This window comes from Bacteroides sp. 2201st1_D9_2201SCRN_220225, assembly GCF_040928965.1.
Lineage (GTDB): Bacteria > Bacteroidota > Bacteroidia > Bacteroidales > Bacteroidaceae > Bacteroides > Bacteroides stercoris.
In genome coordinates this window covers 1-14055 of the sequence record NZ_JBCODG010000094.1, presented here as the reverse complement: position 1 = coordinate 14055, position 14055 = coordinate 1, and the positions used below count along the sequence as shown (strand labels likewise).

The following is a 14055-nucleotide window of genomic DNA, read 5'->3' as shown; positions in this document are numbered from 1 at the left end:
CGCTTGGAGAGTTCGGTGGCCAACTTCACACGCTGGCTCTCGCCACCGGAAAGCGTGGTGGAAGACTGCCCCAGTTTGATATACCCCAGACCGACCTCCTGAATTACTTTAATCTTGTTCAATATCTGAGGTACGTTTTCAAAGAATTCCACAGCACGGTTTATCGTCATATCCAGTACGTCGGCAATGGACTTCCCTTTGAAGCGCACTTCCAGCGTTTCGCGATTGTAACGCTTGCCATGGCAAACCTCACAAGGGACATATACATCGGGCAGGAAGTTCATCTCAATGGTTTTGTAACCGTTGCCCTGGCAGGCTTCACAGCGTCCGCCGCTTACATTGAACGAGAAACGTCCCGCCTTGTATCCGCGGATTTTGGCTTCGGGCAGGCCGACAAACAGGTTGCGGATATCGGAAAAGACTCCCGTATACGTGGCAGGATTGGAGCGCGGAGTACGCCCCAGCGGCGACTGGTCTACATTCACCACCTTATCTATATACTCCAGTCCCTCGATACTGCCATACTCCAAGGGATCCTGAAGCGAACGGTAAAACTTCTGCGAAAGGATGGGCTGAAGCGTTTCATTAATCAGTGTGGACTTTCCGCTGCCCGATACTCCCGTTACACAAATCAGTTTGCCGAGCGGGAACTCCACATCCACATTTTTCAGGTTATTGCCTCTTGCACCGCGCAGCCACAGGCTATGACCGTTGCCCTTGCGCCGTTCGGCAGGCACTTCAATGGCACATTCGCCGTTCAAATACCGGGAAGTCAGCGTATGCGTCCGCAACATCTGCTGCGGAGTGCCGGCAAATACCACCTCACCCCCCAGCCTGCCTGCCTTGGGGCCCATATCTATAACGTAATCGGCGGCAAGCATCATGTCTTTATCATGCTCCACCACAATCACGGAATTACCCATATCGCGCAACTCCTTCAACGAATGGATAAGCCGCAGATTATCGCGCTGGTGCAATCCGATGCTCGGCTCATCCAGTATATACAGCACGTTCACCAACTGCGAGCCTATCTGCGTAGCCAGCCGGATACGCTGGCTTTCGCCGCCGGAGAGGCTGACGGCGCTGCGGTCCAGAGACAGATAATCCAATCCCACATCCAGCAGGAATTTCAGGCGGGTACGGATTTCTTTCAATATTTCTACCGCAATCTGCTGCTGTTTCCTGCTAAGATATTGGTCTACGTTCATCAGCCAGTCATACAACTCGTTGATGTCCATTGTGGAGAGTTCGTAGATGTTTTTATCGTGAATACGGAATGACAAGGCTTCCTTGTTCAACTTCGCTCCGTGACATTCGGGACAGACAGCCGTCCTGGCAAATTGCTCCGCCCACTTCTGTGCCGTGGCAGACGCATCCTTTTCCTGCAACATCTGGATATACTTCACCACTCCCTCAAAAGTGACAAAGTAGTCGGAAGACGTACCGATAAGGGAGCTTTTTATCTTTATACGCTCATCCGAACCGTATAGAATCTCATCTATCGCATCGTCCGGCAGCTCCCTGACAGGAGTTTTCAGCGTAGCTTCATACTTCTCCAGCAATGCGGCAATCTGCCAGAATATCATGCTGTTCTTGGCTTTTCCCAAAGGAATGATGGCTCCCCCGCTGATGGAAAGCTCGCGGTCGGGGATAATCTTGTCTATATCAATCTGGCTCACCACGCCCAAACCTTTACACTTGGGACACGCCCCCTGCGGAGAATTGAAGGAGAAGTTATGGGGGGCAGGCTCGCGATAGGACAGTCCGGTGACAGGACACATCAAACGCTTGCTGTAATGGCGCACGCTCTCGCTTTGGGCGTCAAGCACCATCAGCAGCCCGTCGCCCTGACGCATGGCAACGGCAACGCTGTTCTTCAGGCGGGTGTCGTCTTTATCCGCCACCACCAGTTTGTCGATTACCACTTCCACGTCATGGTTCTTGTAACGGTCCAGCTTCATGCCGGGCAATGCCTCGCGCACCTCGCCGTCCACACGGACATAGAGGTAGCCTTTCTTGCGAATCTGCTCGAAAAGTTCCTTGTAGTGTCCCTTACGGTTGCGCACCAACGGAGCAAGGATGTAAATACGTTTTCCTTTATAATCGTTCAGGATAAGCTCGAGTATCTGCTCTTCGGTATATTTCACCATTTTCTCGCCGGAAAGATACGAATAGGCCTCGCCGGCACGGGCATACAGCAGGCGAAGATAATCGTATATCTCCGTTGTCGTACCCACGGTGGAACGCGGATTTTTATTGGTGGTCTTCTGCTCTATGGAAATCACCGGACTCAGACCGGTAATCTTATCTACATCGGGACGCTCCAGATTGCCCAGAAAGTTACGGGCATAAGCGGAAAACGTTTCGATATAGCGGCGCTGGCCCTCGGCAAATATCGTATCGAATGCGAGGGACGACTTGCCGCTTCCGCTCAGCCCGGTGATTACCGTAAGGCTGTTGCGGGGAATTTCCGCATCGATGTCTTTCAGGTTATGTACACGCGCTCCGTATACATTGATATATTCTGTTTCTTCTTGCATATTTTAATGAATGAATTTGTGCAAAAATAACGGTTTCCGACCGAATATCAGTCGAAAAGCGGTATTTTTCGGTTTTGAAATGCACAATATTATTTCTTAACGCAATCCTTTGGTTAAAATGGGACAATATTGTTAACTTTGCGGCTACTTTGGGAAATTGTAAACATAAACCAACGATTACTGAATGAAAACGATTAACCGTATTTTTTGTTCCCTGCTGCTTGTCGGCGCGTGCAGCCTCGGAACAAGCGCACAAGAAGACCAATCTTACTTTCTGCATACGATAGAAAAAGGCCAGAGCCTGTATTCCATTGCCAGCATGTACAACATCAGCCAGGCGGATATAGTAAAACTGAATCCGGGAAGCGACGACAAGATATACGTAGGCCGTACCCTGCGCATTCCGCGTACGGATGCCGGTTTGCAAAAGGAGACTTTCCATACCATAGCTCCCGGTGAAACCCTTTACCGGCTTACGGTGAAATACAATGTGTCCGCCAAAGCCATATGCGATGCCAACCCCGGACTGAGCGCGGATAACTTCCGCATCGGGCAGGTCATCCGCATTCCGTCGGCCACGGATGCGGCAGCCGCCACCGCAGACACGCAGGCACTTTCGGGCATGCCCGCAGGCAACACTGCCATTCAGGCCCCGGTACAATCCCGCTGCCGCGACATGCACAAGGTAAAACGCAAGGAAACGGTATTCAGCATCAGCCGCGAATACGGCATTACCGAAGCCGAACTCATAGCCGCCAATCCCGAATTGCGGGGCGAGAACAAGATAAAGAAAGGTTCGTTCCTCTGTATCCCCTATCCGTCCTCTCCTTCTGCAACGCAGCAGGATACACCCCGGCAGGCCGCACCGAGCGACAGCGAACTGTTCAGTGAAAACACAAAAAGCAGCAAGCGCATCAATGTCATCAAGGCTGCCGTAGTCCTTCCGTTCCTGCCCGACGGGGCAAGCAAAAGCGAGTCTGCCAAAATGGTGGAATATTACGAAGGATTCCTTATGGCGGTAGACAGCCTGAAGCGCACAGGCACTTCCATAGACCTTTATACTTACAGTACCGGTCCTGCCACATCCTCCCTGAACTCCATACTCGGCAAAAGCGAGATGAAGGACATGGATATTATCTTCGGCCCGTTGCACCAGCAGCACATCAAGCCTTTGGCCGATTTTGCCGACAAGCACGACATACGGCTGGTGATACCGTTTACGTCTAAAGACAATACCGTATTCCGCAATCCGTCGGTATACCAAATCAATACTCCCCAATCCTACCTTTATTCGGAAGTGTACGACCACTTTGTCCGCCAGTTTCCCAACGCCAACGTTATCTTTATCGAGGCAAGCCAGGGAACCAGAGAGAAGGCGGACTTCATCAAGGGATTGAAAGAGGAGTTGCGCAACCGTTCCATACCTACAAAATCACTGAAAGAGGATGCTACCGTGGAGTCCTTGAAAGCCGTATTGCGTGCCGACCGTGAAAATATATTCATCCCCACTTCCGGAAGCAACATCACACTGATCAAGATACTGCCGCAACTGACACTGCTGGTACGCGAGATGCCCGACAGCCGCATACATCTGTTCGGCTATCCGGAATGGCAGACTTACACCAAAGACCATCTTGAAGCCTTCTTCGAACTGGATACATACTTCTACTCCTCGTTCTACACGAACAATCTGCTGCCGGCAGCCATTAACTTCACCAAGAGCTACCGCAAATGGTATGGCAAGGAGATGGACGAACGTTATCCCAAATTCGGCATGCTGGGTTTCGACACGGGCTACTTCTTCCTCAAAGGACTGTCGCGCTACGGTTCGGGATTTGAAAAGAACCTGGACAAAATGGACCTTGTTCCCATTCAGACCGGCTTCAAGTTCCAGCGTGTAAACAACTGGGGCGGATTTATCAACCGGAAAGTGTTCTTTGTACGCTTCACCAAGAATTTCGAACTGATAAAGCTCGACTTTGATTAAAGAAACGCCTTACAGCCATTTGGTTACAGTAATTCGCAATTGAAGAAAATGAAACTAAAAACAATTATAGGAACAGCACTCTTAGCAGGTACATGTGCTTTGCCGGCAAGCGCACAGATAGGCGAACAACGCCATAACTTTTCCGTGGGCATCAACGGCGGCATCAACCTGAATAGCGTAAGCTTCTCTCCCAGAGTCCGCCAGAACAACCTGATGGGTATCAACGGCGGAGTGACCGCCCGTTATATTTCCGAAAAGTATTTCAGCATGATATGCGGTGCGCAAATCGAGCTTAACTTCTCCCAACACGGTTGGGACGAATTTTATGAGGACTATCCCGAACTGCAATACACGCGAAAGATGAATTATCTGGAAATTCCCTTCCTTGCACATCTGGCATTCGGTAAGGACAGAGGTTTGCAGTTCTTCGTCCATGCCGGTCCGCAGATAGGCTTCTTTTTAGGAGACAGCTATACGATAAGCGGCGACTGGGACAACTACCCGGGACTGACCGTAGAACAGCATGACAAAGCCGTAGACAACAGGTTCGACTACGGCATTACGGGCGGAGCCGGCGTGGAACTCCGCACCAAAGCCGGAAATTTCCTGGTGGAAGGCAGATACTATTATGCCTTGTCCGACTTCTACAACAGTACCAAGAAGGACTACTTTTCCCGTTCGGCACACGGAGTCATCACCGCTAAAATCACTTATTTGTTCGATTTAAGGAAATAAAGAAAATAACGGTATAATCCGGATACAGAGATATAAAAAGCGGGGCGAGTGTTGAATGTAACACTCGCCCCGCTTTTTATACCGGACTGTCTGTCTTACCGGACAGACCTTTTCTCTTTATCTCAATCTGTCCGCAGCCTTCACCATCAGCTCATCACGATAGATAGCGCGGAAAGCCAGATAATTCAGTATGATACATACGGCAGGCAGGCATAAAGCCCATCCCAACTGGAAAGCCATTGCATTCAAATCGTTTTTCAGGATAAACATAAACGCGAAGAAAGCAATGTAATAACCTATCAGCAAAAGACTGCCGAACACCGTCATACGAACCTGCAACATACGGTTACGGAACAGGAATATGGTGCATAACGCAATAATAGCACTCAACAGCAGAATGCCGAACAAACCCCATGTAGACTGGAAGTTTCCATCGGCCAAAGTCACGCCCAACGGCTTGAATACATGAGCCGCTATCCCATCCGGACCGATAAACTGTCCCACCGGCAAGCAAAGAGCCACAACCAGCAGGATAGCCACCAATAACAAATAAACGGATTGAATACGCTGTATCATTACTGCAATTTCTCTTTTTCCTTGGAAGGATTACGATAATATACCTTACCTTCAAGATATTCCTGAGTGGCAATCAATGTCGGTTTCGGCAACTTCTCATAATAACGGGAAATCTCAATCTGTTCGCGATTCTCGAATACCTCCTCAAGATTATCGTTGTAAGAAGCAAACTCGGCCAGCTTCTTGGAAAGGTCATTCTTGATTTCAACACTGATCTGATTGGCACGCTTACCAATAATCGCTACTGATTCATATACATTACCGGTATCCTCACACAACTCCATCATATCACGAGTCACCGTAGTAGTAGGAGCATTTGTCTTTCTGTAATCCATAAATTTCTATCTAAATTAATTTTATTCTACAACAATTGTTTCACTTTCTGTCAGTCCTTCAAAATCTTCTGTGCTTCCTTGAAGATGCGGTCGGCATCTTTCATGTATTTGCTTTCGGGAAACTCGTTTTTAAAGGCGTAATATTCGTCTACCGCTTCACGATAACGTTCCGCACGCTTGTCTTCCACACTATACACCGCCATTTCGTATTTGGCGCGCAGGATAAGGATGGACAAATCTTCACGCATATTGGTGTAAGGGTAATCCTTTAATGCGTTCTGTGCAGTGATAACGCAAGACTCATAATTATTTCCCAAATAATTTCCCAAATTATAATAGAGCTTGGCAGAGAGATATTCTTTCATAACCAGCTTGTCCTGCAAAGCGAATATCATGCTTTGGGCCTCATCTTTCTTCGAGCTGTCAGGAAAATATTCGAGGAACATTTGCAGTTGCTGAATCGCACTGTATGTACCGGACTGGTCCAAACGGGGCTCCGGTGTATCCAGGAACAATGCCTTTCCGGCATGGAAACGCGCCAATTCGGTAAACGTACCGCGCGGGTACACATTATAGTATTGGGTAAATGTCTGCGCGGCAGTCTGATAATCTTTCTGGTTATAATAGCTCATACCCAACATGTAAAGAGACTCTTCCGCTTTATCAGTACCTTTAAGAATGGCAATCAACTCGTTCAGCAACGTGGCAGCACGACTGTACTGGCCTTTTGCGAAGTAATTCTTTGCCGCTTCATACTTGTATTCGTAGTCTGTGCTTTTCAGCAACTTGTTGTATTCTCCGCATGAGGAGAGCAGCAGTGCTGCAAGCAAAGTTATAAGGACGTTCTTCTTCATTACTTTTATTCAAATAATGTGCAAAGATAGAGGTTCGCATCGAATTAAACAAAGATACGCACCTTAATTTTTCAAAAACAAAGATGAATGAGGTATCCCTACTTTGGCACACTCCCTTTCATAACCTTCATACTGTCCTTTTTTTACAGTTTATACAAGTCGCTCGCAGCCAGCAAGTCCACCTTTTTCTCCGTCAATACCCGAATACAGTTTTCCATATCGTTGGGACGGATAATGACATTGGCAGTCTGCCCGTTGGCAAAGGAGTACATATATTCGATGAACACGCCTTCATCAGACAGGCAACGGAGCACCTTTGCCAATGAACCCGGAATGTTGGGACAACTGATTCCCACCACATCGGTCACATTGACGGCAAAATGATTATCCTTCAATGCCTTATACGCCTTATCAGGTTCGGAAACAATGCCACGAAGAATACCGAAATCGGCATTCTCGGCTATGCAGAGTGCAGAGAGATTGACACCCTCTTTGGCAAGAACTTCCGTCACTTCCGTAAGGCGACCGGACTTGTTTTCCAAAAAAATAGAAAGTTGTTTTGCTACCATAAGTTTACTATTTTACGATTTACAATTTACGATTGTCGATTACGCGCTTCGCTTTACCTACGCTGCGCTCGATGCTGCGCGGCTCTACCAGGCGGACATCCACGCCCAGGCCCAGTACGCTTTGCAGGCGTGCGGTAAGCTTTTTCTTCAAAGCCAGCATCTTGTTGATTTCATCCGAGTAGTATTCCGGACGGACTTCCACTTGCAGTTCCATGGTATCCGTATTATTCTTACGGTCGACGAGCAACAGGTAATGCGGTTCGAATTCGGGCATTTCGAGAATGACGGATTCAATCTGCGTGGGGAATACATTCACGCCACGGATGATGAGCATATCATCGCTACGTCCGAGAATACGGTCCATACGCACCAGTGTACGGCCGCAGGGACATTTGTCGTAATGCAGGGCGGTAAGGTCTTTGGTGCGGTAGCGCAACAGCGGCATGCCCTCTTTGGTGAGGTGGGTAAACACCAGTTCGCCCGTCTCGCCCGGAGCAACCGGTTCAAGAGTGTTCGGGTCTACTATTTCGGGGAAATAATGGTCTTCGTTGAGATGCGTCCCATGCTGGCATTCGCACTCGTACCCCACGCCGGGGCCTGCTATTTCGCTCAGCCCGTAAATATCATAAGCCTTTATTCCCAACTTCGCCTCGATGTCGCGGCGCATATTCTCCGTCCACGGCTCTGCACCGAACGCACCGAACTTCAGCTTGAACTCCTCGCGCGGGAAACCGGAGTCCTTAATGGCATCCGCCAGATACAACGCATAAGAGGGCGTGCAGCAAAGCACCGTCGAACCGAAATCGTGCATCAGTGTAATCTGTTTCTCCGTATTGCCGCTGGACATCGGAATGACGGATGCACCGATATTCTCGGCACCGGCATGCGCACCCAGTCCGCCGGTAAAGAGCCCGTATCCGTAGGATATCTGGAAAATGTCCGAGCTGCCCGCACCGTATGCCGTAAAAGCACGCGACAGGCATTCCGACCATACCGACAGGTCTTTACGTGTATACCCCACCACGGTAGGTTTCCCCGTTGTTCCGGAAGATGCGTGAATACGGACTATCTGACTCATGGGAACGGCACAAAGCCCGAAAGGATAATTGTCGCGAAGGTCGTATTTGGTGGTAAAAGGAAGTTTCACGATATCATCGATGCTGTTGATGTCATCGGGGGTAATGCCCAGTTCCTGCATTTTCCTGCGATAGAAAGGAGTGTCATGATACACACGCTCCACTGTCTTTTTAAGACGAATGCCCTGGATTTTACGAAGACTTTCGCGGTCCATGCATTCGATACTCTCGTTCCAAATCATGTTTTTGTTGTATTACATTAATGGTTATTGTTAAATTGATACCGCAAAGTTATGTTTTACTTACTGATTTGCAAATTTTCAGCACAAAAACTTCAACATTCATCAAGGAGTAGAAAAAGATATGATATATTTACATTCTTTTCAGTCTGCCGAGTTCTTCTGCAATGATATCGGGAATGAGACTGACGTTTTTAGACCCATTAAGTTGCTTTATTTTCATACCTTTCCTATCTTTGCCCGACAATCCTGATGAAATGAATAAATTCGAGTTAACATCCGCCTACCGCCCCACCGGCGACCAGCCGGAAGCAATCGCACAGCTCACCGAAGGAGTGCTTGAGGGAGTTCCCGCACAGACCTTGCTGGGCGTGACCGGCTCCGGAAAGACATTCACCATTGCCAACGTCATAGCCAACATCAACAAGCCTACGCTCATATTGAGCCACAACAAGACGCTGGCGGCACAACTCTACAGCGAGTTCAAGGGATTCTTCCCGAACAACGCGGTGGAATATTACGTATCCTATTACGACTATTACCAGCCCGAAGCCTACCTGCCCTCTTCGGACACCTATATAGAAAAGGACCTCGCCATCAACGACGAAATAGACAAGCTGCGGCTTGCCGCCACTTCCGCCCTGCTTTCCGGACGCAAGGACGTGGTGGTGGTATCTTCCGTATCGTGCATCTACGGTATGGGAAATCCGGCGGATTTCTATAACAACGTAATCGAAGTGCAGCAGGGAAAAACCTACAGCCGCAACGTATTCCTGCGCCGTCTTGTAGACAGCCTCTACGTCCGCAACGACATCGACCTGAACCGCGGCAACTTCCGTGTAAAGGGCGATACCGTAGACATCTACCTTGCATACGCCGACAACCTTCTGCGCATCGTTTTCTGGGGAGACGAGGTGGACAGCATCGAAGAGGTAGACCCCGTGAGCGGTGTTACAATCGCCCGTTTCGATGCTTACAAGATATACCCCGCCAACCTCTTCATGACTACCAAAGAAGCCACCCTGCGCGCCATCCACGAGATAGAGGACGACTTGCACAAGCAAGTACAGTGGTTCGAAAGCGAAGGCCGCCCTTTCGAGGCAAAGCGTCTGCAGGAGCGCGTTACCTACGACATGGAGATGCTGCGCGAACTGGGTCACTGCTCGGGCATAGAAAACTATTCGCGCTATTTCGACGGGCGTGCGGCAGGTACGCGACCCTACTGTCTGCTGGATTTCTTTCCCGATGATTTTCTTATCGTCATTGACGAAAGTCACGTCAGCGTTCCGCAGATACGCGCCATGTACGGCGGCGACCGTGCCCGGAAGACAAACCTGGTGGAATACGGTTTCCGGCTTCCCGCCGCAATGGACAACCGCCCGCTGAAGTTCGAGGAATTCGAGTCGATGGCAAAGCAGGTGATATACGTCAGCGCCACCCCTGCCGACTACGAACTGATGCAATCCGAAGGCATCGTTGTGGAGCAGGTAATCCGTCCCACCGGTTTGCTGGACCCCATTATCGAAGTGCGTCCCAGCCACAACCAGATAGACGACCTGATGGAAGAAATCCAGTTGCGCATCGAACGCAACGAGCGCACCCTCGTCACCACGCTGACCAAGCGCATGGCGGAAGAGCTGACGGAGTATCTGCTCAACAACAGCGTAAAGTGCAACTACATACACAGCGACGTAGACACACTGGAACGTGTAAAGATTATGAGTGACTTGCGCGAGGGCGAGTACGATGTACTTGTCGGCGTCAACCTTCTGCGTGAAGGGCTGGACTTGCCGGAAGTGTCTCTTGTGGCCATTCTGGATGCCGACAAGGAGGGATTTCTCCGCTCCCACCGCTCGCTGACACAAACGGCAGGACGCGCCGCCCGTAACGTCAACGGTATGGTTATCATGTATGCCGACAAGATAACGGAAAGCATGCAGCTCACCATCGACGAAACCAACCGCCGCCGCGAGAAGCAGTTGAAATATAACGAGGAGCACGGCATCACCCCTCAGCAAATCAGGAAAGCAAAGAACCTCAACGTATTTGCCGGCACGGAAGGATTTGCCGAAGGTGGAACCGGCAAGGAAAAATCCCCGGCAACCGCGCCCCGTCCCTATGTGGAACAAGAGAGCAGCACCACGGTTGCCGCAGACCCGATTGTCCGGTACATGAGCCGCGCCCAACTCGAAAAGAGCATCGAGCGCACCAGGAAACTGATGCAGGAAGCTGCCAAGAAGCTCGATTTCATCGAAGCCGCACAATACCGCGACGAAGTACTGAAAATGGAAGAACTGCTGAAAGAAAAAACGGAATAGAAGCTAAAAAGCCAGCCTGTATCAAACTGTTTGACGCCGCATTTGTTACTCTTTGCATATAACCCACTTAACAAACAAGATTATGAATAAAAAAAGAGGAACGGTAGCGCTGACAGCCTTGGCTGCCCTGTTTTCTGTAGCCATACAGCAAGCGGACGCATGCACGCGCGCCACTTACATCGGACCGGAGAATCTGGTTATCACAGGCCGTACGATGGACTGGAAAGAGGACATCATGAGCAACATCTACGTGTTTCCGCGAGGAATACAACGGGCCGGCTACAATAAAGGCGAAACAGTGAAATGGACTTCAAAGTACGGCAGCGTCATTGCCACGGGCTATGATATAGGTACGTGCGACGGCATGAACGAGAAAGGACTGGTGGCCGGACTGCTGTTCCTGCCGGAGTCCGTATACGACCGCCCCGGAGACACCCGCCCCGTAATGGGCATCAGCATCTGGACGCAGTATGTGCTCGACAACTTCGCCACCGTGCGCGAAGCCGTGGACGAACTGAAGAAGGAGACTTTCCGCATCGACGCTCCCCGAATGCCCAACGGCTCGGCTTCCACCCTTCATCTGGCTATTACGGACGAAACGGGGAATACCGCTATCCTGGAATATCTGGACGGGAAACTAAGCATCCACGAGGGCAAGGAATACCGGGTGATGACCAACTCGCCCAGATACGAGTACCAATTGGCCGTCAACGACTATTGGAAGGAAGTCGGCGGATTGCAGATGCTGCCCGGGACCAACCGCTCCAGCGACCGCTTTGTACGCGCGTCATTCTACATTCATGCCATTCCGCAGACAGCAGACGCGGCGATTGCAGTCCCCAGCGTATTGAGTGTGATGCGTAACGTATCCGTACCGTTCGGAATCACTACGCCCGACAAACCTCACATCTCCTCCACGCGCTGGCGCTCGGTAGCCAATCAGAAAGATAAGGTATATTACTTTGAATCCACCCTTACTCCCAACCTCTTCTGGCTCGATTTGAAGAAGATGGATTTCAGCCCTCAAGCCAAGGTCAAGAAACTCTCGCTGACCAACGGAGAAGTCTATGCGGGAGATGCCGTAAAGGATTTGAAAGACAGTCCTTCTTTCACGTTCTTGTTCCAGACACCGGTTCTCTGAGATAAGGCTTATACATAAACGAAGTTGTCAAAATGCACTTGACAATTTCTTTCAAGCACGGACTTCACAGATTTACCTTATCCTTTTTCTGTGAAATCCGTGCAACTCATGTCTGAAAAGAGACGGATAATGAACCTTTTTTCAAGGCACCTCTTTTTGCATGCCTCTTTTTCATGGCGCACTTAAGAGTCTTTCTCATGATTTTTCCGTATGTTTGCAACCAAACTTCAAACCTGCATGCCTACATGGAACTATTAGTATACAAAGCCTCAGCCGGTTCGGGCAAGACCTTCACACTGGCAGTGGAATACATCAAGCTTCTGATTCTCAATCCCCGCGCCTACCGGCAGATACTTGCCGTGACCTTTACCAACAAGGCTACGGCGGAAATGAAAGAGCGCATCCTGACGCAGCTCTACGGCATCTGGAAGGAAGACCCCGCATCGGATGCCTACCTGAAACGTATCAAAGAAGATTTGGCTAAGAAGCCGGAAACCGCCTCTCTTTCCGACAGGGAGTTGCGCCAACGCGCCGGAATGGCATTGCAGTATATGCTGCACGACTACAGCCGCTTCCGCGTGGAGACAATCGACTCGTTTTTCCAGTCGGTCATGCGCAACCTTGCCCGCGAACTGGAACTCAGTCCCAACCTGAACATCGAGCTGAACAACGCCGAGGTGCTGAGCGACGCCGTAGACAGCATGATTGAAAAGCTCACCCCCTCTTCGCCTGTACTGGCCTGGCTGCTGGACTACATCAACGAGCGCATTGCCGATGACAAACGCTGGAATGTGTCCAACGAAGTAAAAAGCTTCGGACGGAACATTTTCGACGAAAGCTACATAGAACGCGGCGAAGGATTGCGGTTCAAGCTGCGCTCTCCCGAAACGATAAAGCTCTATCGCGACGTACTGCGTGAAATGGAGACCGACGCACTGGAGCAGATGAAAGGCTTCTACGACCAGTTCGAAGGCGAGCTGGAAGGCCATGCCTTTGTGCCCGAAGACCTGAAAGGCGGTGCACGCGGCATAGGCAGCTATTTCCGCAAGCTGCGCGACGGACGGCTGGCGGATAAGGATGTTTTGAATGCCACCCTGCAAAACTGCCTGGCGGACGCCAGGAACTGGGCTACCAAGACATCTTCGCGCAAGGACGAGATTATCCGCCTTGCCGAAACCAGCCTGATACCCCTGCTTCAGGATGCGGAAAGATTCCGCCCACAGAAGAACCACACGATAAACAGTTGCCGCCTCTCGCTGCAACACCTCAACAAACTGCAACTGCTCAATCACATCGACGAAGAGGTACGCACCCTGAACCGCGAGCACAACCGGTTTCTGCTGTCCGACACCAATGCGCTGCTGCACAAATTAGTGCACGAAGGCGACTCCTCTTTCGTATTCGAGAAGATAGGCGCCAACATCCGCAACGTAATGATAGACGAGTTCCAGGACACAAGCCGCATGCAATGGGACAACTTCCGCCTGCTGCTGCTCGAAGGGCTTTCGCAGGGAGCGGACAGCCTCATTGTGGGCGATGTGAAACAGTCCATATACCGCTGGCGGAATGGCGACTGGGGGATATTGAACAGCTTGGGAAACGACCAGTCTAAAGTGCCACTCTGCGATGCTAAAGTGCCACTTTACGATGCTGAAGTGCCACTTTACGACGCTAAACCCCTACAC

At 50.3% G+C, this 14055-nt stretch carries 11 protein-coding genes; 5 read left to right on the top strand and 6 right to left on the bottom strand.

Annotated elements, in window-relative coordinates:
* The coding region (uvrA, locus tag AB5903_RS20160; protein ID WP_368118175.1) for an excinuclease ABC subunit UvrA at positions 1-2540 on the bottom strand (2540 nt) is incomplete at its 3' end.
* 184 nt (positions 2541-2724) lie between these two features.
* Here uvrA and AB5903_RS20155 point away from each other — a divergent pair.
* Complete coding sequence (locus AB5903_RS20155) at positions 2725-4527, top strand: LysM peptidoglycan-binding domain-containing protein (protein WP_368118174.1); 1803 nt, start codon at positions 2725-2727, stop codon at positions 4525-4527.
* A 48-nt stretch (positions 4528-4575) separates the two neighbouring features.
* A complete protein-coding gene (locus AB5903_RS20150) occupies positions 4576-5262 on the top strand; it encodes a porin family protein (RefSeq protein WP_016662743.1) in 687 nt (228 codons plus the stop codon).
* Between the two features lie 117 nt (positions 5263-5379).
* Here the strand turns inward: AB5903_RS20150 and AB5903_RS20145 are convergent, their stop codons facing one another.
* The 5 genes from AB5903_RS20145 to AB5903_RS20125 form a co-directional block, all read right to left on the bottom strand.
* On the bottom strand, positions 5380-5838 hold the full coding sequence (locus tag AB5903_RS20145) for a DUF4293 domain-containing protein (RefSeq protein ID WP_016662744.1): 459 nt from the start codon (positions 5836-5838) through the stop codon (positions 5380-5382).
* Complete coding sequence (locus tag AB5903_RS20140) at positions 5838-6173, bottom strand: DNA-directed RNA polymerase subunit omega (protein ID WP_005653870.1); 336 nt, start codon at positions 6171-6173, stop codon at positions 5838-5840. The genes AB5903_RS20145 and AB5903_RS20140 overlap by 1 nt, the downstream gene beginning before the upstream one ends.
* A 50-nt stretch (positions 6174-6223) precedes the next feature.
* Positions 6224-7027, bottom strand: a complete 804-nt coding sequence (locus tag AB5903_RS20135) for an outer membrane protein assembly factor BamD (RefSeq protein WP_005653868.1) — start codon at positions 7025-7027, stop codon at positions 6224-6226.
* Between the two features lie 143 nt (positions 7028-7170).
* Positions 7171-7596 carry a hypothetical protein gene (locus AB5903_RS20130; RefSeq protein ID WP_004290856.1) on the bottom strand — a complete coding sequence of 142 codons (426 nt, stop codon included), beginning with the start codon at positions 7594-7596 and terminating at the stop codon, positions 7171-7173.
* A gap of 19 nt (positions 7597-7615) precedes the next feature.
* Positions 7616-8914, bottom strand: a complete 1299-nt coding sequence (locus AB5903_RS20125) for a phenylacetate--CoA ligase family protein (RefSeq protein WP_005653864.1) — start codon at positions 8912-8914, stop codon at positions 7616-7618.
* A gap of 254 nt (positions 8915-9168) precedes the next feature.
* Here AB5903_RS20125 and uvrB point away from each other — a divergent pair, with 254 nt between their 5' ends.
* The 3 genes from uvrB to AB5903_RS20110 form a co-directional block, all read left to right on the top strand.
* Positions 9169-11229, top strand: coding sequence for an excinuclease ABC subunit UvrB (gene uvrB / locus AB5903_RS20120; RefSeq protein WP_034536248.1), 2061 nt, complete (start codon positions 9169-9171; stop codon positions 11227-11229).
* Positions 11230-11311: 82 nt separating this feature from the next.
* Positions 11312-12370 (top strand): linear amide C-N hydrolase, encoded by a 1059-nt coding sequence (locus AB5903_RS20115; protein ID WP_195658706.1) that lies wholly within the window; start codon positions 11312-11314, stop codon positions 12368-12370.
* A 245-nt stretch (positions 12371-12615) separates the two neighbouring features.
* The coding region (locus tag AB5903_RS20110) for a UvrD-helicase domain-containing protein (protein WP_368118173.1) at positions 12616-14055 on the top strand (1440 nt) is incomplete at its 3' end.